Genomic DNA, 22,967 nt, shown 5'->3' on the forward strand with positions numbered 1-22,967 from the left:
CAACCTGGGAAATTGCATTTTCGCTGCAGTCGGCGGCAATTTGTCATAGGTAATCGCATACGTAGACCAGAAACGCTGCTAGACGAGATAAACCTCATCACCAACGTCTATCAACCCTGCACTCTGGATATTGCCGTAAATCCCAAGGTTCTGGCCCGCTTCCCGAACAATGCTGCGCAGCAGGCTGGCGTCTGCGCCAAAGCCGCCTTGCTTCCTTGTAACGGCACCGCAGCGTGGCGCAGGACCACTACATTCAATAACGAGTTCACCCATTTTCAGGACCTTACCAATCCAGTCCTGTTCGGCTAACCCCGTCATCCCTGGCAGTGTGTCGCTGATGAGGTTGGGGCGAAAGCATTCCACACGCCAATCCGACTCTGGATTCTGCTGTTTCATGTGATTCAGGCTAGCCGTTGTCAGAATATGAAAAGGCGATACCAGAAAAAACGTGCCTGGAACGGACACAAAGTCCTGCATGGATGGTGGCAAGTTATCGAGATCGGGCAATGGCTCGCCTTCTTCTCGCGCAAATGTGGCTTTCAGCTCCTCAAGCCAGGTGTACTAATCGGTTTTATAACGACGATAAAAGTTATCATCTGTCTTAGGACGCAAGGGTTGCAACACGCTGTCGTGACCCACCAAGGCTGACACCTCTGCGTTGGCCTGCGGATTATCACACCGAAGCCTTTTGCCATTCGGAAACGTGATCTCGACATAGCCGCTGGCAATGTTTCCCCGAGACCGTGCACAGCACTGAAGGAGTTGTGGCCTAAACTTGCAGCTTTGGATCTCTTGGCGCTGCACATCCTGTAACGCCCAGATACGGTCACCCTTCACACCGCCGGCATCAAAAACGCAGCTCTGAACACGCTCACCCGACATACCTTTCACCGGATAACGCCAAATCGATTTGATCGTACCAATCTTCATCACAGTCACCTTTAAGAACAGCTCTTTAAGGTATTTCAGGCGGTTTCGGGTGTCCATACGTCAGAGAGTGTAGAGTCGCGCTGGTGCGGTGATTTGCTGTCGCAATAATAAGGCATCAAAAAAGTTTAGAAAGGCTCTGGCTCATGAGTGAGCAATAAAAAAACCTGTCCGAGCACAAACTCGGACAGGCGTTTCAGACGCTTGGGCTAGCCAATGACAAAAATCAGGAAACGTTCAATGTCGTCCGCGCCTCTCTAACCGCAGCCGAAAGTTCCCGCGTAAGCGACAACACATCATCGCGACCCTGCGCTTCGGTATCTGCATTGGCTATGCATTCCACCAAAGCCGAACCCACCACTACGGCATCGGCAAAACGCGCAATACGCTCAGCTTGGGGTGCGGTACGAATACCGAAGCCCACGGCCACCGGCAAGTTTGTATGCTGTCGAATCCGCGCCAGTTCTTTTTCCACTTTTTCAGCGGTAGGTGCCACAGAGCCAGTAACACCTGTGCTGGAAACGTAGTACAAAAAGCCGGAAGTATTTACCAGCACACCAGGCAGCCGGGCAGCATCGGTGGTCGGCGTTGCCAGACGAATAAAGTGAATACCAGCTTCGCGGGCCGGCACGCACAGTTCGTCGTCATGCTCTGGCGGCAAATCCACCACGATCATACCGTCTACACCGGACGCTGCGGCATCATTCAGAAAACGCTCTACACCGTAGCAGTAAATTGGGTTGTAATAGCCCATCAGTACAATCGGGGTGTGCTGATTATGCTCGCGGAATTCACGCACCATCTGCAGGGTTTTGATGGTGTTGTGACCACCGGCCAAAGCGCGCTGGCTAGCAAGCTGAATGGGCACACCATCGGCCATAGGGTCGGTGAATGGCATTCCCAGTTCGATGATATCGGCACCGGCTTCAGGCAACCCTTTTAAAATCTCCGCGCTGTGCTGATAGTCCGGATAGCCTGCGGTTACAAACGTAACCAGGGCAGCACGATCTTGCTGGCGCAAGGCTTCAAAACAACGATCAATACGACTTACGCTCATATCAGGCTTCCCCTTTAACGGCTTTACCAGCGTTTTTTTCGGCGTTTTCCGCACTGGCGTCCATCGCGGCAAGGACGGTCGACATGTCTTTATCACCGCGGCCGCTCAGGTTGATAACAATCAAGTGGTCCTGCGGCAATGTCGGAGCCACTTTCATCACGTAAGCAATAGCATGGGCTGTTTCCAGCGCCGGAATAATACCTTCAATGCGGCACAACGTGTGGAAGGCTTCGAGAGCTTCGTCATCAGTAATGGCGGCGTAGCTGACCCGGCCAATCTCGTTTAACCAGGCGTGTTCTGGGCCAATGCCCGGGTAATCCAGACCCGCCGAAATCGAATGGGCATCCTGAATCTGACCGTCAGCGGATTGAAGCAGGAAGGTACGGTTGCCGTGCAATATGCCCGGGGTGCCGCCTTTCAGGCTGGCCGCGTGACGCTTGTCCAAGCCTTCACCGGCGGCCTCAACACCCACCATAGCGACGCTCTTATCATCCAAAAACGGATGGAACAGACCCAAGGCGTTTGAGCCGCCACCGACGCAGGCTACCAACGTGTCGGGCAGGCGCCCCTCACGCTCGATAATCTGCTCGCGGGTTTCTTCACCAATAATCGATTGGAAATCACGCACCATAGCCGGATAGGGGTGCGGGCCTGCTACTGTGCCGATGATATAAAAAGTATCGGCCACGTTGGTAACCCAGTCACGCAGGGCATCATTCATAGCGTCTTTCAGAGTGCCTGCACCGCTGGTGACCGGGATTACTTTGGCGCCCAGCAAACGCATGCGCTGCACGTTGGGCTGCTGACGGTGAATGTCGACGCTGCCCATGTACACCACGCATTCCATACCAAAGCGCGCAGCTACGGTGGCGGTTGCCACACCGTGCATGCCCGCCCCGGTTTCCGCGATGATACGGGTTTTACCCATGCGTTTGGCCAACAAAATCTGGCCTAGGCAATTGTTGATCTTGTGAGCGCCGGTGTGCAAAAGATCTTCCCGCTTGAGGTATACCTTGGCCCCGCCGAGCTGTTCAGTTAACCGTTCAGCCAGATACAGCGGGCTTTTGCGGCCGACAAAGTCACGTCGCAAAGCGTCCATCTCATCAATAAATTCTTTTGAATTGCGCGCCCTTGCATATTCTTCTTGCAGTTCAAGAACGAGCGGCATCAAGGTCTCGGCCACAAAACGGCCACCAAAATGACCGAAAAAACCGTTAATGTCCGGGCCCTGTCGTAGCGTGGTTGCTGTGCTCATGCGATTGACTCCGTTACTCTGATTCGATTTCTAATTGATATCTAGTGTAAAGCAGGACAGCATAGGTGGGAATCGATAAAATCGCACCAACCTGTGAGAAAAAGTAAACGATTTATGGACCATGCCAACCTGCCTTTACCGTCGCTGAATGCGCTACGCGCCTTTAATGCCGCGGCACGCCTACTAAGCATGAGCCGTGCCGCTGAAACCCTCAGCGTGACTCACGGTGCCGTCAGCCGGCAAATTGGCCAGCTTGAACAACAACTCGGCATAGCGTTATTCGAGCGCCAGGGCCGCGGCATTGCTTTAACCACCGCAGGCCATCAGCTGTTCACCACCACGGATTCGGTTTTTTCACAACTGGAACAGGCATGCGAGCGCCTGCGGCGAGAAGCCCGTGATGCCCCCCTGGTGTTGAGCTGTTCAGGTAGCTTTCTGGCGCGTTGGTTTATTCCGCGCCTGGGCCGATTACGCCAGGATTGCCCCGGGCTGGACATTCACCTGACCACCACCGACGAAGAGCTGCACCTGCCCGCGGGGGTAGACGCTGCTCTGGGCTTCACCTCTGCGCCAGCGCCCTCAGGCCAGAACCTGATTGTTCTGGGCCCTGAACGAATCGGGCCGGTGATGGCCCCCGGGCTGGCCCCTGCCAACCAAGGCATGCCGGCGAGTGCCCTGCTGGAATTGCCACTACTGGAAACCCTGTCACGGCCGCAAGCCTGGCCACAGTGGTGTAAGCACCAGCAATTAGATACGCAGAGTCTGCCGATCCGGCAATCATTCGAGCATTTAAATTACATGCTAGAGGCAGCATTGGTAGGGTTGGGCGTGGCAATAGCGCCGCAATATCTGGTGGAGGAAGATCTGCGCAGCGGGCGATTGCTGGCGCCTTGGGGCTTTATAGAAACCAGCGACACCCTGAGCCTGCGGCTTCCCGGTGATACGGTGTCGCCGCGGGCTCAGCGCCTTGCCGACTGGTTGGCCAAGGCACTGGCACGATGATACTCGTGCCTTAGCCCATGGGCACAAGTGTTAGTTCAACGCGCCGATTCTGCTCGCGCCCGCCTGAGGTATCGTTAGAAGCCACCGGATAACGCTCGCCATAACCCACAGCGCGGGTGCGCCTGGACTCAATGCCTTGGTTTAGCAGAAAGTCACGAACAGAAGACGCGCGCCGCTCACTCAACAACTGGTTATAGCTGTCTCCGCCCTGGCTGTCGGTGTGTCCTTCTATCTGGATAATAGTTTGATCAAACTCTTTCAATACTAAGGCAACAGACTCCAGAGTTCCGGCAAACTGCGAGCGGATACTGGTCTGGTTGAGATCAAAAGTAATGTTGCCCGGCATGACCAGCGAGATTTCGTCGCCATTACGCACCACACGTACGCCAGTGCCTTCAAGCTGCTGGCGCAGTCGCGCTTCCTGGCGATCCATGTACACGCCAACACCGCCACCTATAGCCGCACCGCCAGCAGCGCCGATCAGCGCACCTTTACCACGGTCACTTTTACTGGAAGTGGCCGCACCAATTACCGCGCCGCCAAGTGCGCCGATCACGCTACCCTTAGTGGCGTTCGATGTTTTCTGTTCGCCGGTGTATGGGTCGTATGTCATACAGCCGCCAAGCGTCAGGCTGGCCAGCGTAACCGCAAGTATCGTTTTTTTCACAGCGTGTTCCTTATTTATGTGAGTCTACGACAACGTGTTCACACGTCTGCCGTAAAAGTGTCGATGATGGTATTAAACACCGTTGCCTGCAAGTCATGGGCCTCGTTAACCAGATGGTGCCGGCCCAGTGGCAACTTAACTTCATGAACTCGGGCAAACTTGTTACGAATAATCCGCAAATTATGAGGCCAATCTACGGTTAGGTCTTTTTCGCCCTGTACCACGGTTATATCGAACTCAACCGGGCGCGCAGACTCAATATGGGGTACCCATTGGCGCAATGCCGAAACCCAGTCAACGTGAATAGCGCGGGCCTGCAGCGGGTCGACCTTACGAAGAAATTTCAAAAACTCCGAGTTGCCACTGTTAGCACTGAATGCCCGCCGCCAGCGGCTGACAAAGGGCCTTAGCACCGTGTGCAACACACGGGCCTTAACCCAACCCGCAGGGCGTATCAGTGGCGCCAGTAAAACCACTTTGCGAAACTCTGATGAGGCCCGGGTATGATGATTCGACAGCAGGTAGTCAATCAGTATGGCGCCGCCCGTGCTCTGCCCCACCGCATACCAGGGCCCGCGAATTTTCTGTCGCACCTTTGCCGTTACATCGCTGAGCACCTGCTGGTACTCCAAAAAACTGCCTATCGCCGCCGGCGTGCCACTGGAAAGCCCGTGGCCCGGCTGGTCATACGCCAGCACATCAAAGCCTTCCGCCAAGCAGCGGTCTATCAGCTGGGTGTAGAGCCCAACGTGATCGAAATAACCGTGCATTACAAAAACTGTTCCGCGGCAATGTGTTGCAGCTGTGCTTCGGTAATAGTGCACCATGACCTGATGCTTGCCGGAGTTCACATAGCCTTGGTGGTATTCCACCTGCGAATGCTCTACCCAAAGGTCCAGCCCATAAAAATGACAGTAAGCCATCATTTCATGGCTCAGCTCTCGCTCATTGTCTGGTTCGAACGCTTCCAGCCTGTCCAGCAACGAGTTGCGGTCCCAATCCGGTATTTTTATAGTATCTGTTTTCCAGTACACGAGAGGCTAAACACCTGTGGTGAGTAAGAAAAAGTCGCTAAAAGATCATAATCTACGCCTTCAAGCTCACGAAACCCTACTGGTCGGGAAGCCAGTCGTCCAGCGTAAGCTGGCCATTGCACAACGCTTCTTTACGGTTTTTGGGCCAGCGTTTGATTTTCCACTCTAACTGCATGGCTTGAGCGCGGCCACCAACACAGCTCTGGAACGCCAGAACCAGCGGGCCCTTGCCGCGGAGGCTGCGAGCACCTTTGACGCTGCCCTGATGTTCTGAAAAACGCCGTTCCACATCCGTAGACACCCCGGTGTATAAGGCGCCGGCGGCGGTTCGCACCAGGTAAACCGACCACTCAGCCGCCACCGCTCACGACTCCTGCGGCGGCATCCTGTTTCTGCGCGGCTTTTTTCTGCTGCAACCACAAGCCGGCCATAATCAGTACCAGCCCTACGTAAGTAGACGGCAAAATTCGCTCACCCAAAATAAACCAGATAAACACCAACGACAAAAACGGCGATATAAATATAAGATTGCTAACTTTCGCTGTGTTTTCGGCTTTTTTCATGGCGTAGGACCAAAGCACGAACGCAATACCCATTTCAAACACGCCGACATAACCGGCCGCCAATAGTGAACCCGTCAGCGAAAAATGCAGGCTATCGGTGGCTACAGCCGCTGCAACAATGACCGGCAAGCCAAATAGAAAGTTCAGGAACAAACCCACCACCGGATCGCGGGTATCGCGGGTGGCAATAATCCAATAGCTGGCCCATACCAACGTACTGCCAACGGCAAAGGCCACTCCCACCGGATCTGAAAAACTCAGGTCAGTTACCGCGCCACGAGTGGCAATCACGAATACGCCGGCGTAACACACCAGCCCGGCCGCGATGTCGCGCCCGCGCAGACGTTGACCGAGAAAGGGAACAGACAGGTAAGCCAACACCAGCGCCCAGGTGTAATTGATGGGTTGAGCCTCCTGAGCCGGCAGGCGGTCAAAGGCACCAAACAGGAGAAAATAGTAGAGGCACGGGTTAATAAGACCCATCATAAATGACTGCGCATACTGCCCGCGGCGCAGCTGGAAAACCAGGAGCCAGCGGCCCTGAAGCACCAGAATCGTGCCCATCACCAAAACAGAGGCCACACAGGCAATTAAGAGCAGCTGCAGCGGGGATAGATCCGCCAGTGCCAACTTGAACGCGGTGGCCACGGTGGACCACAGCAATACCGTGGCGAGGCCAAACATCATGGCCTGTTTTTGATTGGTCATAGTTTACACTCTCACCACGGCTTTGATGCCGAATTCTAGGCCACGCAGTATACCTATCCTTACCGGCCTTATACAGGTCGTTAATTTGCTAACAATATCACCTTGTGACAGCCTAAAGCCTGACTTTGTATCATTATTGGAAGCTCTCGCCATGAACAAAAGGATTCAAAGCGTTCTCACCACCACAGTGCTCGTCAGCCTGCTCAGCGCTGCCAGCGCGATGGCTCAACAGGCTCCGGCGATTGAGCAGATTACTGAAGGTTTCAGCGCTCCGGCAGAGGCCGGAACGCACACGGCGTTTTACAGCGATGCGCAGTTACACAAGTTCGTCGATGCACAGCAACAGATGAACACGCTACGGGAAGAATACAAAGACCGCACTGACAGCGCAGAGTCTGAAGCCGATACAACAGGCCTGCGCGATGAGATGAATGCTCGCATGGCAGAGATTATTGAAAACCAGAATCTGGATATTGACACCTATAACGCCATAGCCATTGCCTACAACAGCGAACCGCGCGTTCGCAACCGAATTGATGCCCTGATGCCCTGATGCCCTGATGCCCTGATGCCCTGATGCAGTATTGGCACCTCTGGGACAGTCGGGGAAACAACACAGCCCTCGCCACTCTCCGGAAAAAGACGGCGCGACCGCTAACACCGATTGTCATGACCGCTGACGTGTTTACTGCTGTCGCCATTTACCTGCTCCGGCTTGTGTTTGACCACTTGCCCGCCAATACCTTAATAATTGTCGAAGACTTGATAACCCACACCATAGTACGAAAGCACAGCGGTGCTACTCGGGAGCCAACCATTCCATCTGTTGCCCCAAGCCCAGACGCGCTGCCGGCTCCAAATCGCTCATCATCGCCGACAGCCGTTCATCCATACCCCAGGGTGGATTGATAACCAGCATCCCGGAACCGACCATACCGCGCTCCGGTGGCGTATGCAGCCGCACTTCACTACGCAGGATTTTGCGAATCGGGCCGGCCCTGAGGCCGTCCAGCAAAGCCTGCTCAAGGCCAGAGGTCAACATGGGATACCACACCAGAAACACTCCGTGGCGGCATTTTTGCCATGCACGACTGAGTGTTTCGGCTACGGCGGTATAGTCGGTTTTTACTTCATAAGACGGGTCAATAAGCACGAGCAAGCGCGGCTGACGGGGTGGAAGCACTTTTAGCAGCCCCGCCAGACCGTCCTTCTGGGTTACTCGCAACCGTTTGCCGCGAGCCCACTGGATCAAACTGCTGGTTTCTGACGGATGCAGTTCGAACGCACCCAGGCTGTCCTGCGCGCGTAGATAATGCCCAAACCACGCAGGCGACCCAGGATATTGGCGCAGGTTCGCGCCGGAGTTTAGTTGCTGCAAATACTGCCGCAACAGCTGCCAATCGGCTGCCGCCAGGCTGTCCAATTGGGGCCAGAGTTTGCGGATACCCGCATCAGCTTCGGCGGTTTTGCGGGCGCGTTCATCATCAAGATCGTAAAGTGCACTGCCGGCGTGGGTGTCAATAAAGGCAATGCCCGACCCTTTTGTCTGCATCATATTCAGCGCCAGCACCAGCGCCGCGTGCTTGTGCACATCGGCGAAATTGCCAGCGTGAAAGGCATGTAGATAACTCAACATAAACGGGTTCCCTGTTAATGGGAGCCATTAAGCCCGAACACGGCTGGTGTACGCAAGGGCATCACAGGTGAACAACGCCCACCACAATCACCCTGGTGTATCAGGACGTATCAGCAACCACTTTGCCAGTTTACCGGCGCTCGCTACTGAGCTGTGGTTTAGTAAGGTCGGCCATTCCTGACGATGCAGAACAACTGGCCACTTTCTCCCTACACTGGGATAACCATCTGGTTTAGCCCATCCATAGCGACTAGTATGCTTGGCACTCACGTTTCACAGGGAGTGCTGGTGTGCCACCATCCAAAACACCTTTAGACCGACTCTATGGGCTGATAGCCAACGAAGAAGACGTAAGGGTCTGCAAAGACATTCCCGATTCAGCCTGCCGCGAAGTACCGCGTAACTTTTTCCTGATTCTGGCGGCAAACGTTCTCACCAAACTCGGTGACCTGCTGATCAGTCCAAAAACGGTGCTGGCCTGGCTAATGAGTGCGGTTGGCGCCCCGGCCCTGGTGGCCTGGTTGGTACCCATTCGTGAATCCGGCTCTATGGTTCCGCAAATGGTGATAGCCGCCTGGGTGCGGCGTAAGCCTGTGCGTAAATGGTTCTGGACTCTGGGCAGCCTGGGCCAAGCCCTGAGCGTGGCCGCCATGGCCGCCAGCGTCTGGTTTCTGAACGGTTACAGCGCCGGCTATGGTCTGATTATCGCGCTCATCCTGTTCTCCCTCTCCCGCGGTTTCTGCTCGGTATCGATGAAAGATGTTCAGGGCAAGTGCATTCCAAAAACCCGTCGTGGCCGATTGTCTGGCCTGGCCTCCACCCTCGGCGGCACTGCCACCGTTGCCCTCACCGCCCTGTTGTTCTGGGATCGGGGCGACCCAAGCATGGCTTTTTACAGCCTGCTTCTGTTGCTGGCTGCTGCTTTGTGGCTGATTGCCGGCGCGCTGTTTGCCGGCGTTGAAGAATACCCCGGTGAAACCGGCGGTGGCGGCAACGCCATCCACGATGCCATTTCCAGCCTGTCGCTGCTGAAAACCGACAAACCGTTCCGCCACTTTGTGATTACCCGCGCTCTGCTGCTGTGCTCTGCCCTGGCCGCACCGTATTTCGTGGTGTTGGCTCAACAGCAAACCGAATCCGGCTGGGCATTGGGGGTTTTCTTGCTGGCCAGTAGCCTGGCCAGTTCATTGAGCGCCAGTTTTTGGGGCTGGGCCGCCGATACGTCTAGCCGTAAAGTCATGATTCGCGGCGCGCTCATGGCCAGCATGGTGTGCTTGGGTGTTGCAGGTACCGCTCTGGTAATGGGAGAGTCCATGGGCGGCGTGTGGTTCTATCCAGGCGCCTTTTTTGTGCTCAGCATTGCCCACGCCGGCGTAAGACTTGGCCGGAAAACCTATCTGGTGGATATGGCGGGGGGCAACAAACGCACAGATTACACCGCGGTCAGCAACACCGTTATCGGTGTTTTACTGCTGGCAACCGGAGCTCTGACCGCACTGATCTCAACTTTTTCGAATATTGCGGTTATTTTGGTGCTGGGGCTCATGGGCCTGGCCGGTGCGGTCAGCGCCATGGGCTTGAGTGAAGTGACCAGCGACGATAACCCCTAAGCGCCTAGCGCCAGTCGCGCTAGCCATTTTAACGGCATTGCTAGCGCTTTGAACTGCTTTGAGGGTGGTAACCAATGCGGAACCCGCCCCAATGTTTGCCGTCGATGTAAATGGGCACTGACAGGTCGTGCATAATTTCACCGGTGTCGCGGCGATACGTTTGCAGCAGCATTTCTTGGGTATGGCTGCCGCAGCGAATGCCCGTGCGATCATTGAACAACCGCTTACTGCGGCTCCGCGCCAAATCGGTGGCGGCATTGCCGGTAGAAGCGTGGGCGAACTCACGGTTATGGGTAGGCACGTAGCCATCCGGCGCCGTGGTAATAGCGTACACGATCTGCGCGTTGGAGCCCTTTATCGCCTCCTGAATAACAGGCAGGGCCTGATCAGTGAAGCGGTCAAACCCAGAGGTGTATTTTGGCGGATTGGTATTGGCCACAGGCTGACGATTTCGATCGAACAGGGCCGCGGCGCTGAGTTTATTGTCCCTGAGAGCTTTGGCCAGAACATCAGCAACTTGCGCTGCGCCAACGCTGGCGTGTTGGAAAAACGGACGGTGGTAACTGGTCTCGCTGTTTAATGCAAACACCGCGTTTGTGGTTTCAGCGATTTCCATAAGGCGAGTGGCCTGCTTTGCCAGCGACGCGACACTGACATCGCTCTCGGTAATGTCATCGCGCACCGTTTCGATCACCGTGAATATTTGCTGCAAATTGTGTTCGTTATCGCGATCAATGCTCGCAATCTGCGAGACCTGTTGCTGGAGCTGGTCAGACTGCTCACGAATACCGTCCAGCTGTGTTCCCACCGATTCCACCGACGCCACGCCCTGCTCAATGCTGACCGTCAAGGCTTCTATTCCGGTCACAATCTGGGCAGTGTCTTCGCGAATTTCCCCCAAGGTGGCTGCAACATCGGCCGTGGCCTCTGCGGTGCGACGTGCCAGCTGCCTTACCTCGTCGGCAACCACGGCAAACCCACGCCCTTGATCGCCAGCCCGAGCTGCTTCAATAGCCGCGTTCAGAGCCAACAGATTGGTTTGCTCCGCAATGCCCTGAATCGTGTTAGTAACCCCCTGAATCCGATTAGACTTTTCATTAAGGTGTTGAATGCGTATCAAGTTCTCATCAGACTGACGATGCACATTACGAATACGCTCAATCACCTGCACCAGTGCCTGACGGCCGTCTTGGCTCGCCGAACTGGCCTGCTGCGCAAGGGCCGCCGCATCATTGGCCTGCAAGGTCGATGCCTGAGTGGCGCCAGTAATCTCGCCGGCGAATTCGGCAAGCCTGGCGGTCTCCTTTACCTGGCGGTCCAACCGCAGTTTCAACTGATCGGCAGCATAAGACACTTCAGCGGCAGAAATGGCGTTGGTATTGGCGCTATGGCGAAGATTTTCCAGCAGCGCGCGGCCTGCTTTCGCATCGCTGAGTAGCTGCGCGCACAAACTTGCAAGCGGGTGACCCGGTGCTAACTGGCCCTGGCTGAGATGAATGAGACTGCGTTGTGCCGGCGCGAGAATTCGCCAGGCAATAAAAAAACTGGCCACCCCCAGACCAACCGCCGAACCGGTCAATACGGAAACCAGATCAAGCGCGGTAACGGCCGCGACCAAAGCGCCACCAGCCAGCGTAGCCAGCACCATTACCAAGCCCCAGCCTTTCGTTGCCTTGTCTACAAACACCATCTGATTACCCCGTTTTTATCATTGTTCGTTGTCGGGCGCAGCGCGCAGCGCGCAATCCGCAATCTGTCACCAACGTTGCTTATAGCTTACCGAAAAAGACACCGCCAGGCCTTGCGACTTTGGTAAAGAACGCTTGCGGTTACTTATGTTACGACTGCAGTGGGTGTTTCTGAAGTGCGTGATCTGGCCAAATACGCAAAACAAAAAAACCGGAGCAATGGCCCGGTTTTTTGATCTGTGCCGATGCTTACTGGGTAGCGTCATCCATAGCATCTTCCGCTGCGTCGCTGGCCTCTTCTGCGGCCTCACCAAGTTCTTCCCCCATATCTTCGGCGGCATCTTTGATTTCTTCCCCGGCGCTATCGTTCTGTCCGGTAATGTCTTCATAGCTTTCTTCAATGGCATCGCCGGCATCATCCGCCATATTGCTGATATTGTCGCCAGCCTTTTCCAAATCTACCATCTCGTCATCATCGGAACTGCAGCCCGCCAAGCCCATAGTCAGAACCAATGCCAATGCGCCTATTGTAAATTTTCTCATAAAAACCCCATTGATCGTCATTGAAAACAGCGCCAAGATTACGCTGCGATCCGGCGAAAACACAATTAAACAAGGGTTACCCTTTGGTTAATCGGGCAAGGTGCTAAAACCACTCCGCTTTCATTACCAAGCAGGTGTCGTCCATGTTGCGCAGCAAAACCAGATCCTGAGCAACGGAGGGTAACTCCCAATGGAAAAAGTACTGCGCGGCCTGCAATTTACCCTCATAAAAATAGCGTTCACGATCGTTGCTGGCATCGCTCAATCCTATCGCGGCGGCGTTGGCTTGGCGCAGCCACATCCAGGCAACACAGATGTGACCAAACAAGTGCAAATAGCAAGAGGCGTTGGCCAGGGCCTGCTCGGTTTCACCAGCCATCAGCGTTTTACCCAGGCTTTGGGTCACTTTAACCGCCTGCTGCAAAGTTTCGCTGAGCGACAGGGCCCAGGGTTCGCAGCGGGCGCTGGTCGCAGCTTGCAGATCAGCCTGCATGGCATCGAGCAACAACTGCAAGCCATGGCTTTGGTTCTGCCACACTTTGCGACCCAGCAGATCCAGTGCCTGAATACCATTGGTGCCTTCATGGATCGGGTTCAACCGGTTATCACGCCAGCATTGCTCCACCGGATATTCGCGGGTGTAACCTGCACCGCCGTAAACCTGAATCGCCAGATCGTTGGCCTTGGGGCCATATTCCGAAGGCCAGGCTTTAATAACCGGGGTCAGCAGATCCAGCAGTTGCCGGGCGTCCTGGCGTTTTTGCGGTTCCGGATGAGTGTTCTGGTCGTCCATCAGCCGGGCGCCATAAAGGCACAGCGCCAATCCACCTTCGCTGTAGGCTTTCTGAGCCAGCAGCATGCGCCGTACATCGGCGTGTTCGATAATTGGAACCTGTTCACTTTGCGGATTGTTATCCGCTGCCCGACGCCCCTGAAGACGATCTTTGGCATAGGCCAGGCTGTGCATATAACCACGGTAGCCAATCACCGCCGCGCCACAGCCCACGCCAACCCGGGCCTCGTTCATCATCTGGAACATGTACTTCAATCCCTGATGGGGCTCGCCCACCAGGTAACCGTGGCATTCGGCGTCGTCACCAAAACTCAAGGCCGTCGAGGTGGTTCCACGATAGCCCAGCTTGTGAATCAAGCCGGCCAAAGCCACCCCGTTGCGTTCACCCGAGCCGCCGGTTTCGCTCAAACGGAGTTTGGGCACAATAAACAGTGAAATACCCTTCACACCGGCCGGCGCACCTTTTATTTTGGCCAGCACCATATGAACGATATTTTCGGTGATATTTTGCTCGCCACCGGAGATGTATATCTTCGCGCCCTTGATCAAATAATGACCAGCGTTGTCAGGCGTAGCCGACGTGCGAATGTCTGCCAGCGACGAACCCGCATGGGGTTCGGTAAGTGCCATGGTGCCGGCGTATTGGCCACTAAGCATAGGTGGCAGAAACAGACTCTTCTGCGACTCGCTGCCAAACACGCGAATCAGATTCGCTGCAGCCGTGGTCAGGAACGGATAGCCCGCGGTGCCGGGATTCGCCGCGGTAAAAAAACCGTTACAGGCGGCCATGACCGTTTCCGGCAACTGCATGCCGCCAAGTTCGTAATCGTAACGACCGGCAATGAACCCGGCGCGGGCGTAGGCGTCGAAGGCCTGCTTTACCTGTGGCAGCATGGCCACCTTGCCATCCACAAACCGCGGCTCGTCCTGATCAGCGGCCCGATTGTGATTCGCGAAGGTCTCCCGCGCCATTTTGTCAGCGGTCTCGATGACGGCATCGAAGGTGTCGCGGCTGTGGTCAGCAAAACGCTCGCGCTCAGCCAACACCTCAACATCCAGCACTTCGTAGAGTTGGAACGACAGGTCGCGACGGTCAATCAGGGTATCGGTCATTACACGGTCTCCGGCTTCGGGCCATTTTCATACGGTCGTTTTAAAATTGCTGCGCTCTTTATGCCACAGATAACCGCTGGATAGCCACTTTTTAACATGGCGCCAACATAAGCGCGGTTATGGCGCCGGGCCACAAGTTACTTGACCTTCAGACTGCGGCACGTATCATCCTTTTGATATTTTCTATACGGAGTAACCATGACGGAGAGATCGCACATCTGCTGGTTTGCATCAGATCTACTTCGCCTGGCTGACATCGCCCGCTATCGCGGCAAGCTTCCCTATTTGTCCAGACCCTCCACGGCATTAGGAAGCTCATCGTTAGCGGGTACTAGCTCGCTGGTGATAGCCCGTTAGTAATAGATCGCTGGTACCATCTTTTTCTGTCCTACACCTACAATTGAGATTGCGATGTCGCTCCCCCTGGTTGTTTTACTGCCCTTTTTAGGCGCCATGGCCGCACCACTGTTCGCCCAGGGCGGGCGCACAGCCATCGCTATTGCGTCAACCGTTCCCGCGCTGATTGCCCTCGCCGCGTTGTTCCCCCACTGGCAAACACTGGCAGACGGCGGTGTTGTCCTGTACACCTACGAATGGCTACCTGCGATCGGGCTGTCGCTGAGTTTCCGCCTGGATGGCTTGTCACTGCTGTTTGCGCTGCTGATTCTGGTGATTGGTATCCTGATCATTCTTTACGCCCGCTACTACCTGAAACCTGAAGAAAACATTGGCAAGTTTTACGGCCTTCTGCTGTGCTTCATGGGTTCAATGCTTGGCATTGTGCTGTCCAGCAATTTGTTGCTGATGATGATTTTCTGGGAAATCACCAGCTTGGTGTCGTTTTTACTGATCAGTTTCTGGACCCACAAAAAAGGCGCGCGGCGCGGTGCCCGGATGGCGCTGACGGTTACCGGCGGCGGTGGCCTGGCCCTGTTGGCAGGTGTTCTCATAATTGGTCAGATTGTCGGCAGCTACGAGCTGGACGATGTACTGGCCGCAGGGCCCATCATCAAAGCACACGCTCTGTATCCGGTTGCGCTCACCCTGGTGCTGCTGGGTGCATTCACAAAATCGGCCCAATTTCCATTCCATTTTTGGTTGCCCCACGCCATGCAGGCGCCTACGCCGGTATCGGCCTACTTACATTCGGCCACCATGGTAAAGGCCGGTATATTCCTGCTGGCGCGGCTGTATCCGGCGCTGGCAGGTACCGAACAATGGTTTTACATGGTCAGCTTTACCGGCATGGCAACGCTGCTGCTGGGCGCTTATATCGCCATGTTCAAGCACGACCTCAAAGGCTTGCTGGCGAACTCCACGATTAGCCATCTGGGGTTGATTGTTCTGTTGCTCGGCATGGGCACGGAACTCGCCACGGTTGCTGCCCTGTTTCACGTCATCAACCACGCTACGTTCAAGGCCTCGCTGTTCATGGCGGCCGGCATTATTGACCATGAAACCGGTACCCGCGACATGCGCCGCATTAACGGGCTTTGGCGATTCATGCCCCACACCGCCACTCTGGCCATGGTGGCAGCAGCTTCTATGGCTGGTGTTCCACTGCTGAACGGTTTTCTCAGTAAGGAAATGTTTTTTGCCGAATCTCTGGCCCTGAATCTGCCCGGTTACTGGGCCTGGCTACCGCCCATTGTGGCGACCCTGGCCGGCATTTTCGCGGTTGCTTACTCCGCCCGGTTTATTCACGACGTATTTTTTAACGGCAAGCCGATAAATTTGCCTATTTACCCGCCCCATGAACCGCCGCGCTATATGAAAATCCCTGTGGAAATATTGGTGTTCGCCTGTCTGATGGTGGGTATGTTCCCGACCATATCAGTGGGCCCACTGCTTTACGCGGCATCTTCTGCAACATTGGGCGTGCCGGCACCGGAATATCAGCTGGCGGTACTGCACGGCTTCAATCTGCCGCTATTTATGAGCTTTTTAGCGTTCTTTGGCGGCTTGCTGATGTACAGCCAGCGCAAGCGTTTCTTTGCCTTTCACGACCGCTTCCGCGAGATTGACGAAAAAGCGATCTTTGAAAAAGTGGTGTTCAGCCTTGGTCTGAGGGCCAACCGGTTCACTGCCGCTACCGAAAACGGCTCGCTGCAGCGCTACCTTATGCTGCTGATTGTCAGCGCTTTGGCCGTGGCGTTTTTACCGATCAGCGAAATGGGCTTGTTTATTGGCAGCAACGGGCTAACCCCGGTGGATTGGCCCACGGCAACTTTGGGTGCGGTTCTGATTGCCAGCGCTCTGGCCACTGCAGCCATGCACCGCGAACGCTTCTTTGCGCTGGTACTGATCAGCGTCGTCGGGTTGTTAACTGCGCTCACCTTTGTGCGTTTCTCGGCGCCAGATCTGACGATGACCCAACTGTCGGTGGAAGTCGTCACCGTTGTGCTGTTAATGCTGGCACTTTACTACATGCCCTCATGGACACCCGTTGAGAGCAGCCGTGGTCGCCGCTTTCGTGACATCGGGATAGCCCTGTTAGCCGGCAGCGGCATGACCATAATTACCCTGGCCATTCTGACCCAGCCGTTCAGTTCGATTTCCGAGTTCTTTCTGGCAAACAGCAAAACAGGTGGTGGTGGTACCAACGTGGTCAATGTGATCTTGGTGGACTTCCGCGGCTTCGACACCTTGGGTGAAATTTCAGTGCTGGCGATTGCAGCCTTGGGCATTTTTGCCATGCTCAAAAACACGACACTTACGCCGCCTCCGGGCGACGGCCTGGGCCATGCATGGGCCCGCCAAAGCCACCCCACCATGCTCAAACAGATTGCCCGTCCGATGCTACCAATGGCGCTGATGGTATCCGCGTTTATATTCTTGCGCGGTCATAACCTGCCTGGAGGGGGCTTTATTGCCGGGCTGATAACCGCCGTGGCGCTGATCCTTCAGTACATCGCCAGTGGCTTTTCCTGGACCGAGGACCGCATCGCCATGCGCTACCACAATGTGATTGCGCTGGGCCTGCTGTTTGCTGTTATGACTGGCGCCGGCAGCCTGGCGTTTGGTTATCCGTTCCTGACCTCCACATTCGGCTACATCACCTGGCCGGTGGTGGGCAAGTTCGAGCTGGCCTCGGCGCTGGTGTTTGATTTGGGCGTGTACCTGGCCGTAGTGGGTGCCACACTGATGATGCTGGTCAGTGTAGGCCGCATCAGCCCCCATTCCGCTATCCGCGCTATCAACAGCGAGTTGAGTCACGACGCTGACACTACTACCCTGACTCAAAGAGAGACCAAATAATGGAACTTGTATTCGCACTGACCATTGGTGCGCTCACAGCCGGCGGGGTGTACCTGTTGCTGCGCGCCCGCACGTTTCCGGTGGTACTGGGCCTGACCATGCTGTCGTACGGGGTAAATCTGTTCCTGTTCGCCAGCGGGCGCCTGGCCACCGGCAGCCAGCCGGTTCTGGGCACCGCTGCCCAGTACGCAGACCCCTTGCCCCAGGCGCTGGTGTTAACGGCGATTGTGATTGGCTTCGCCATGACCGCATTCGTGGTGGTGTTGTCACTGCGCAACCTGGCCGACCACGGTGATGATCACGTAGACGGCGACCCGAAGAAGCGTACGCCGACGTCCAAGCATGCGCGGGAGCGTCGGCCACTATGACCCACTGGCTGCTTGCTCCGATTCTGATCCCGCTACTGGGCGCTATTCTGCAAATATTTGTGGGCTACGCGCCCATGCCGCTGCGCCGGGTGCTGGCTATTATTACCTCGGCTCTGACCCTGGCCGCCGCCATTGTTCTGCTGAACCTGGCCGGCGACGACACCTATCGTGTCTACGCCATGGGAAACTGGCAGCCACCCTTCGGCATTGTGATGGTGCTGGACCGTTTGGCCGCCATGATGTTGGTTCTGACGGCGTCGCTGGCACTGCTGTGCCATCTATTCGCCATAGGAGGTACCGACGAAGGCACGCGCCAGTTCCACAGTCTGTTCCTGTTCCAGCTGATGGGTCTGAACATCGCCTTCCTGACCGGCGACCTGTTCAACCTTTTTGTTGCGTTTGAGATTCTGCTGATTGCCTCTTACGGACTGCTGATGCACGGCAGTGGCAGCACGCGCTCAACGCCAGGGCTGCATTATGTGGTATTGAACCTGGTAGGCTCGTCGCTGTTTCTGATCAGCGTGGGCATGATTTACAGCGTTACCGGCACCTTGAATATGGCCGACCTGGCAGTGAAAGTGCCGCTAGTCAGCGGCGACCAACGTTTTCTGGTCGAAGCCGGTGGCATGCTGTTGTTGGTGGTATTTGCCCTTAAAGCAGCGGTGTTGCCACTAACCTTTTGGCTGCCGCGGGCCTATGCCAGCGCTACCGCGCCGGTCGCTGCATTTTTTGCCATTATGACCAAAGTCGGTATCTACGGGATTATCCGGGTTTACCCACTGGTTTTTGGCGCCAACGCCGGCGAGATGGCTAATCTGGGCATGAACTGGCTTTTCCCGCTAGCGCTTGCCACCCTTATTATGGGCGTTATTGGCGTTATGGGTGCACAAACCTTGCGCACTCTGGTGACCTGGCAGCTGGTCATTTCGGTTGGCACTCTTCTAGCACCCATCGCACTGGGCTCCCAAAAAGGCCTGGCTGCGGCCCTGTTCTACTTGCTGAGCACTACCTGGACAGTGGGCGGTTTGTTTTTGCTGATTGAGCTGGTGCGCAGCCAGCGCGGGTCCGCTTCTGACAAAATCGTTATGGCACCGCAGATTCGTCATCGAACCCTGCTTAGCTCGCTGTTTTTCTTTGGCGCGGTGTCCGCTGCGGGTTTACCGCCCCTAAGCGGTTTCTTTGGCAAATTGATGATTCTGCAATCCACCACCAGCGGCGTGGAAATGGCGTGGCTTTGGGGTACGATTCTCACGGGGAGCTTTTTCACTCTGATTGCCTATAGCCGCGCCGGCAGCGTGGTCTTTTGGCGCAATATTGAAGGCGAAATTAAAAACAGCACCCCGGTAACGCCGTTGTTGGCCATTTCTACCGGCGCGCTGATTGGTATGAGCGTATTAATGGTGGCACTGGCCGGGCCTATCAGTGCCTATACCAGCGCCACGGCAGCACAATTGCTGGACACTCGTGGTTATATCCAAACGTTGCAGGCACCAATGGTTGAGGAGGGTTCGTAATGCTGGGTCGCCTGAGTTTCCCGCAACCCTGGCTCAGCCTTCTGCTGTTCAGCATTTGGCAGTTGCTTGCCGATGACGTTGGCGGCGGAAGCGTGGTTGTGGGTGTAATACTGGCCTGGGGTATTCCGCAGCTCACCCAAAACTTCTGGCCTGAGCGTCCGGCGGTGTTCAAGGCTTGGCGTTTACCGGGCTATTTGCTGCTGGTGTTATGGGACATCGTGATTGCCAGCTTTGAAGTGGCCTGGCTGATTATAAGCCCGCGCCGGCCGGAACCGATGTTTATCAGCTACCCGCTGCAGCTTGACTGCCCACAGGCGATCGCTATTTTGGCCAGTACCATTTCCCTGACACCGGGCACGGTGACCGCCGATATCAGCGATGATCACAAGATTCTGCTGATTCACGCGCTAGACACCCGAACCGCAGAAGAAGTAATTGAGGCCATTCACAATCGTTATGAAAAGCCTTTGATGGAGATGTTCCAATGATTGCCATTGTGTTGAAAATATCCATCGTCCTGGTGGTGATTGCGGCTTTGCTTAATGTGTATCGTCTGATTGTTGGCCCACATGCCCCAGACCGGGTTCTGGCCATAGATACTCTGGCCATTAACGCCATCGCACTAATCATTCTTCTGGGTATTACGTTGAACACCCGTATGTATCTGGAGGCCGCGTTGCTGATTGCCGTCATGGGTTTTGTCAGCACAGTGGCTATGGCCAAATACCTGAAACGCGGCAGCGTTATTGAATAACAAGAGTACATAGCGAGGCGCCAGGCGCGTTGCAAAGGAGACGACACAAGAATGAACCTGTTTATCGAGTACATTATCGCAGCACTGTTGTTGCTGGGTGCCGTATTTACATTGGTGGGCGCCATCGGGCTTGCGGTCTTGCCTGATTTTTTCACCCGCCTGCACGGACCCACCAAGGCCACCACCGTGGGTGTGGGAGCTATGGCGTTAGCGTCGATGATGTGGTTCGCCAACCAGCCCATGGGCACAGGCTTCGTGGAGATTTTGATTATGGTCTTTTTGCTGCTGACCGCACCGCCAAGCGCCAATATGATGGCAAAAGCCGCAATGCACATGGAAGTACCTAAAGTTGGCAATACCCGCGGCGACCCCTGGGGGCAATGAAACCACCCTCGAATGTGAGTGCCTGCAAAGCGGTAGTGGTGCGCTAGGTTAGATAGTGCGCTAGATTAGGCGCGTAGCTAATACACAGAATGGTTTCTGAAACAGTCCGACACGGAGTTCTGTTTATGCTCAAGGTAAATGAATATTTTGATGGCAAAGCAAAGTCGATCGCCTTTCAGTCAGACGCTTTACCCGCCACCATTGGCGTAATAAGCCCTGGCGAATACCAGTTCAGCACCCAGCAAAAAGAAACCATGACCATTGTCAGCGGTGTGATGTCGGTGTGCTTGCCGGGCTTGGAAACATGGATGACCTACGGTGCCGGTGAATGCTTCGGGGTTGCGCCCGATTCCACCTTTCGGGTTACCGTCGAATACGATACCGCCTATTTGTGCACCTACGGCTGAGGTAGCCCACCTTCCCCAACAACAAAAGGACATTGTCATGGCCTCGACCCGCTTGCTAACTCCAGCAGAAAACGCCTATCAGTACCCACTGCTGATCAAACAATTACTGACTTCTGGGCCGCGATTCGCCGCCTCCCAGGAAATTATTTACGCAAATAGAAGTCGCTACACCTACTCCGAATTGCAAGCCCGTATCGGCCGCCTGGCCAACGCCCTGACCAAAGCCGGAGTTAAAGCCGGCGACACCGTTGCGGTGATGGACTGGGATACGCCCCGCTATCTTGAATGCTTTTTTGCGGTACCGATGATTGGCGCCGTTCTGCACACCGTTAACGTGCGGCTGTCACCGGATCAGATCGTATACACCATGAATCACGCCGAAGACGATGTGGTGCTGATACACGACGATTTCCTACCCATACTCGATGCTGTTAAAGACCAGATCGAGACGGTAAAGCACTACATACAGCTGACCGATAACAACCAGCCTGCAGCCGCCAGCGTGCCGGTGTTGGGTGAATACGAGCAGCTTCTGGCACAGGAAGACAGCCACTTCGACTTCCCGGATTTTGACGAAAACAGCGTAGCCACCTGCTTTTACACTACTGGCACGACCGGCAAGCCGAAAGGTGTGATGTTCAGCCATCGCCAGTTGGTGATGCACACTATGGCCATGGTAGGTTCCCTTTCGATGTTCGATGAGGCGCCGCTGCTACGCTCCCGTTCTGTCTACATGCCGATGACGCCCATGTTCCACGTGCACGCATGGGGTGTTCCCTACGCTGCCACCTTAATGGGCATTAAACAGGTATACCCCGGGCGCTATGAACCCGAACTGCTGATGGACCTGATCAAAACCCACAATGTGACCTTCTCCCACTGCGTGCCCACCATTATGCAGATGCTGCTGGCCACCGAGTCCATCAAAGACGCAGATCTGAGCAACTGGCAGGTACTGATAGGCGGTAGTGCCCTCACTAAAGGGCTGTGTGAAGCCGGAGCCGAGCGGGGCATTCGCATGTACACCGGCTACGGCATGTCGGAAACCTGCCCGATTCTGACCATCACCCACCTGACACCGGAAGATCTGGAATTGCCGCTGGCGCAGCAAGCCGAAGTGCGGGTGAAAACCGGTGTCGCCATTCCGTTGGTGCAAGTTGAAATTGTGGACACCAATGGCAAACCGGTCGCCCACGACGGCCAGGCCAAAGGCGAAGTTGTTGCGCGTACGCCCTGGTTAACCCAAAGCTATCTGAAAGAACCGGAAAAAGGCGAAGAACTTTGGCTACACGGCTGGCTGCACACTGGCGACGTGGCCAGTATGGAGCCAAATCAGACCCTGATGATTAAAGACCGCATCAAGGATGTGATCAAAACCGGGGGTGAATGGTTGTCGTCACTGGATCTGGAAAACCTGATTAGCCAGCATCCGGCGGTCGCAGCCGCTGCGGTTGTCGGCGTTGCCGATGAGAAATGGGGCGAGCGCCCACACGCACTGATCACGCTAAAACCCGGCCAGGATGCCACACAAGAAGACATTCAAGCGCACTTACAGCGCTATGTGGATAAAGGCGAAATCAATAAGTGGGCGATCCCCCGGCAAATGGACTTTGTGGACGACATTCCAAAAACCAGCGTGGGCAAGATCAACAAGAAGCAGATTCGCGATCAGCTAGGCTAGCTTGC

The 22,967-nt window shown here is 55.4% G+C and carries 23 protein-coding genes; 11 read left to right on the top strand and 12 right to left on the bottom strand.

Annotated features, from left to right (window positions below; all coding sequences use genetic code 11):
- Nucleotides 1-78: 78 nt before the first annotated feature.
- From MRBBS_RS20075 to trpB, 4 genes are all read right to left on the bottom strand, one after another.
- On the bottom strand, nucleotides 79-507 hold the full coding sequence (locus MRBBS_RS20075; RefSeq protein WP_014872077.1) for an MOSC domain-containing protein: 429 nt from the start codon (nucleotides 505-507) through the stop codon (nucleotides 79-81).
- A 54-nt stretch (nucleotides 508-561) separates the two neighbouring features.
- On the bottom strand, nucleotides 562-987 hold the full coding sequence (locus MRBBS_RS20080) for an MOSC N-terminal beta barrel domain-containing protein (protein WP_014872078.1): 426 nt from the start codon (nucleotides 985-987) through the stop codon (nucleotides 562-564).
- A 166-nt stretch (nucleotides 988-1,153) separates the two neighbouring features.
- Nucleotides 1,154-1,984: a tryptophan synthase subunit alpha gene (gene trpA / locus MRBBS_RS13435; RefSeq protein ID WP_014872079.1), complete on the bottom strand. Its 831-nt coding sequence runs from the start codon at nucleotides 1,982-1,984 to the stop codon at nucleotides 1,154-1,156.
- A gap of 1 nt (nucleotide 1,985) precedes the next feature.
- On the bottom strand, nucleotides 1,986-3,239 hold the full coding sequence (gene trpB, locus MRBBS_RS13440; RefSeq protein WP_014872080.1) for a tryptophan synthase subunit beta: 1,254 nt from the start codon (nucleotides 3,237-3,239) through the stop codon (nucleotides 1,986-1,988).
- A 114-nt stretch (nucleotides 3,240-3,353) separates the two neighbouring features.
- Between trpB and MRBBS_RS13445 the strand changes: the two genes are divergently transcribed.
- A complete protein-coding gene (locus MRBBS_RS13445) occupies nucleotides 3,354-4,241 on the top strand; it encodes a LysR family transcriptional regulator (protein WP_014872081.1) in 888 nt (295 codons plus the stop codon).
- Nucleotides 4,242-4,251: 10 nt separating this feature from the next.
- Here the strand turns inward: MRBBS_RS13445 and MRBBS_RS13450 are convergent, their stop codons facing one another.
- The 4 genes from MRBBS_RS13450 to MRBBS_RS13465 form a co-directional block, all read right to left on the bottom strand.
- Nucleotides 4,252-4,908: an OmpA family protein gene (locus tag MRBBS_RS13450; RefSeq protein ID WP_014872082.1), complete on the bottom strand. Its 657-nt coding sequence runs from the start codon at nucleotides 4,906-4,908 to the stop codon at nucleotides 4,252-4,254.
- 38 nt (nucleotides 4,909-4,946) lie between these two features.
- Entirely contained in the window at nucleotides 4,947-5,942 is a 996-nt protein-coding gene (locus tag MRBBS_RS13455; protein ID WP_014872083.1) for an alpha/beta hydrolase, read from the bottom strand.
- Between the two features lie 76 nt (nucleotides 5,943-6,018).
- Nucleotides 6,019-6,303, bottom strand: a complete 285-nt coding sequence (locus MRBBS_RS13460; RefSeq protein WP_041635299.1) for a GIY-YIG nuclease family protein — start codon at nucleotides 6,301-6,303, stop codon at nucleotides 6,019-6,021.
- Entirely contained in the window at nucleotides 6,293-7,213 is a 921-nt protein-coding gene (locus MRBBS_RS13465; protein ID WP_014872084.1) for a DMT family transporter, read from the bottom strand. Before MRBBS_RS13465 ends, MRBBS_RS13460 begins: the two co-directional genes overlap by 11 nt.
- 151 nt (nucleotides 7,214-7,364) lie before the next feature.
- Between MRBBS_RS13465 and MRBBS_RS13470 the strand changes: the two genes are divergently transcribed.
- On the top strand, nucleotides 7,365-7,766 hold the full coding sequence (locus tag MRBBS_RS13470) for a DUF4168 domain-containing protein (RefSeq protein WP_014872085.1): 402 nt from the start codon (nucleotides 7,365-7,367) through the stop codon (nucleotides 7,764-7,766).
- Between the two features lie 246 nt (nucleotides 7,767-8,012).
- Here the strand turns inward: MRBBS_RS13470 and MRBBS_RS13475 are convergent, their stop codons facing one another.
- Complete coding sequence (locus MRBBS_RS13475) at nucleotides 8,013-8,849, bottom strand: 23S rRNA (adenine(2030)-N(6))-methyltransferase RlmJ (protein WP_014872086.1); 837 nt, start codon at nucleotides 8,847-8,849, stop codon at nucleotides 8,013-8,015.
- A 290-nt stretch (nucleotides 8,850-9,139) separates the two neighbouring features.
- Between MRBBS_RS13475 and MRBBS_RS13480 the strand changes: the two genes are divergently transcribed.
- Nucleotides 9,140-10,459, top strand: a complete 1,320-nt coding sequence (locus MRBBS_RS13480; RefSeq protein ID WP_014872088.1) for an MFS transporter — start codon at nucleotides 9,140-9,142, stop codon at nucleotides 10,457-10,459.
- 40 nt (nucleotides 10,460-10,499) lie between these two features.
- Here MRBBS_RS13480 and MRBBS_RS13485 read toward each other — a convergent pair whose 3' ends face one another.
- The 3 genes from MRBBS_RS13485 to MRBBS_RS13495 all read right to left on the bottom strand — a co-directional run bounded on the left by MRBBS_RS13485 (nucleotide 10,500) and on the right by MRBBS_RS13495 (nucleotide 14,596).
- A complete protein-coding gene (locus tag MRBBS_RS13485) occupies nucleotides 10,500-12,149 on the bottom strand; it encodes a methyl-accepting chemotaxis protein (RefSeq protein ID WP_014872089.1) in 1,650 nt (549 codons plus the stop codon).
- A gap of 247 nt (nucleotides 12,150-12,396) precedes the next feature.
- Nucleotides 12,397-12,690, bottom strand: a complete 294-nt coding sequence (locus MRBBS_RS13490; RefSeq protein ID WP_041635637.1) for a hypothetical protein — start codon at nucleotides 12,688-12,690, stop codon at nucleotides 12,397-12,399.
- Nucleotides 12,691-12,793: 103 nt separating this feature from the next.
- On the bottom strand, nucleotides 12,794-14,596 hold the full coding sequence (locus MRBBS_RS13495) for an acyl-CoA dehydrogenase (RefSeq protein ID WP_014872091.1): 1,803 nt from the start codon (nucleotides 14,594-14,596) through the stop codon (nucleotides 12,794-12,796).
- 411 nt (nucleotides 14,597-15,007) lie between these two features.
- On the opposite strand from MRBBS_RS13495, the gene MRBBS_RS13500 reads away from it, so the two are divergent.
- From MRBBS_RS13500 to MRBBS_RS13535, 8 genes are all read left to right on the top strand, one after another.
- Nucleotides 15,008-17,854 carry a monovalent cation/H+ antiporter subunit A gene (locus tag MRBBS_RS13500; RefSeq protein WP_014872093.1) on the top strand — a complete coding sequence of 949 codons (2,847 nt, stop codon included), beginning with the start codon at nucleotides 15,008-15,010 and terminating at the stop codon, nucleotides 17,852-17,854.
- A complete protein-coding gene (locus MRBBS_RS13505) occupies nucleotides 17,854-18,222 on the top strand; it encodes a Na+/H+ antiporter subunit C (protein ID WP_014872094.1) in 369 nt (122 codons plus the stop codon). Before MRBBS_RS13500 ends, MRBBS_RS13505 begins: the two co-directional genes overlap by 1 nt.
- Nucleotides 18,219-19,736, top strand: a complete 1,518-nt coding sequence (locus tag MRBBS_RS13510; protein ID WP_014872095.1) for a monovalent cation/H+ antiporter subunit D — start codon at nucleotides 18,219-18,221, stop codon at nucleotides 19,734-19,736. Before MRBBS_RS13505 ends, MRBBS_RS13510 begins: the two co-directional genes overlap by 4 nt.
- A complete protein-coding gene (locus MRBBS_RS13515; RefSeq protein WP_014872096.1) occupies nucleotides 19,736-20,224 on the top strand; it encodes a Na+/H+ antiporter subunit E in 489 nt (162 codons plus the stop codon). Before MRBBS_RS13510 ends, MRBBS_RS13515 begins: the two co-directional genes overlap by 1 nt.
- Nucleotides 20,221-20,490: a K+/H+ antiporter subunit F gene (locus MRBBS_RS13520; protein ID WP_014872097.1), complete on the top strand. Its 270-nt coding sequence runs from the start codon at nucleotides 20,221-20,223 to the stop codon at nucleotides 20,488-20,490. Before MRBBS_RS13515 ends, MRBBS_RS13520 begins: the two co-directional genes overlap by 4 nt.
- Before the next feature lie 51 nt (nucleotides 20,491-20,541).
- Nucleotides 20,542-20,874: a Na+/H+ antiporter subunit G gene (locus MRBBS_RS13525; RefSeq protein WP_014872098.1), complete on the top strand. Its 333-nt coding sequence runs from the start codon at nucleotides 20,542-20,544 to the stop codon at nucleotides 20,872-20,874.
- A 125-nt stretch (nucleotides 20,875-20,999) separates the two neighbouring features.
- A complete protein-coding gene (locus tag MRBBS_RS13530; protein WP_014872099.1) occupies nucleotides 21,000-21,281 on the top strand; it encodes a pyrimidine/purine nucleoside phosphorylase in 282 nt (93 codons plus the stop codon).
- Between the two features lie 37 nt (nucleotides 21,282-21,318).
- A complete protein-coding gene (locus MRBBS_RS13535; protein ID WP_014872100.1) occupies nucleotides 21,319-22,962 on the top strand; it encodes a fatty acid--CoA ligase in 1,644 nt (547 codons plus the stop codon).
- Nucleotides 22,963-22,967 lie beyond the last annotated feature (5 nt).

It is taken from the genome of Marinobacter sp. BSs20148, assembly GCF_000283275.1.
Lineage (GTDB): Bacteria > Pseudomonadota > Gammaproteobacteria > Pseudomonadales > Oleiphilaceae > Marinobacter > Marinobacter psychrophilus.

Excerpts from the sequence above, each read along its gene's own strand:
- trpA (WP_014872079.1), bottom strand. The coding sequence starts at position 1,984 with ATGAGCGTAAGTCGTATTGATCGTTGTTTTGAAGCCTTGCGCCAGCAA.
- MRBBS_RS13485 (WP_014872089.1), bottom strand. The coding sequence starts at position 12,149 with ATGGTGTTTGTAGACAAGGCAACGAAAGGCTGGGGCTTGGTAATGGTG.
- trpB (WP_014872080.1), bottom strand. The coding sequence starts at position 3,239 with ATGAGCACAGCAACCACGCTACGACAGGGCCCGGACATTAACGGTTTT.
- MRBBS_RS20080 (WP_014872078.1), bottom strand. The coding sequence starts at position 987 with ATGGACACCCGAAACCGCCTGAAATACCTTAAAGAGCTGTTCTTAAAG.
- MRBBS_RS13520 (WP_014872097.1), top strand. The coding sequence starts at position 20,221 with ATGATTGCCATTGTGTTGAAAATATCCATCGTCCTGGTGGTGATTGCG.
- MRBBS_RS13510 (WP_014872095.1), top strand. The coding sequence starts at position 18,219 with ATGACCCACTGGCTGCTTGCTCCGATTCTGATCCCGCTACTGGGCGCT.
- MRBBS_RS13470 (WP_014872085.1), top strand. The coding sequence starts at position 7,365 with ATGAACAAAAGGATTCAAAGCGTTCTCACCACCACAGTGCTCGTCAGC.
- MRBBS_RS13515 (WP_014872096.1), top strand. The coding sequence starts at position 19,736 with ATGCTGGGTCGCCTGAGTTTCCCGCAACCCTGGCTCAGCCTTCTGCTG.
- MRBBS_RS13525 (WP_014872098.1), top strand. The coding sequence starts at position 20,542 with ATGAACCTGTTTATCGAGTACATTATCGCAGCACTGTTGTTGCTGGGT.
- MRBBS_RS13530 (WP_014872099.1), top strand. The coding sequence starts at position 21,000 with ATGCTCAAGGTAAATGAATATTTTGATGGCAAAGCAAAGTCGATCGCC.
- MRBBS_RS13490 (WP_041635637.1), bottom strand. The coding sequence starts at position 12,690 with ATGAGAAAATTTACAATAGGCGCATTGGCATTGGTTCTGACTATGGGC.
- MRBBS_RS13535 (WP_014872100.1), top strand. The coding sequence starts at position 21,319 with ATGGCCTCGACCCGCTTGCTAACTCCAGCAGAAAACGCCTATCAGTAC.
- MRBBS_RS13500 (WP_014872093.1), top strand. The coding sequence starts at position 15,008 with ATGTCGCTCCCCCTGGTTGTTTTACTGCCCTTTTTAGGCGCCATGGCC.
- MRBBS_RS13505 (WP_014872094.1), top strand. The coding sequence starts at position 17,854 with ATGGAACTTGTATTCGCACTGACCATTGGTGCGCTCACAGCCGGCGGG.
- MRBBS_RS13445 (WP_014872081.1), top strand. The coding sequence starts at position 3,354 with ATGGACCATGCCAACCTGCCTTTACCGTCGCTGAATGCGCTACGCGCC.
- MRBBS_RS13495 (WP_014872091.1), bottom strand. The coding sequence starts at position 14,596 with ATGACCGATACCCTGATTGACCGTCGCGACCTGTCGTTCCAACTCTAC.
- MRBBS_RS13465 (WP_014872084.1), bottom strand. The coding sequence starts at position 7,213 with ATGACCAATCAAAAACAGGCCATGATGTTTGGCCTCGCCACGGTATTG.
- MRBBS_RS13475 (WP_014872086.1), bottom strand. The coding sequence starts at position 8,849 with ATGTTGAGTTATCTACATGCCTTTCACGCTGGCAATTTCGCCGATGTG.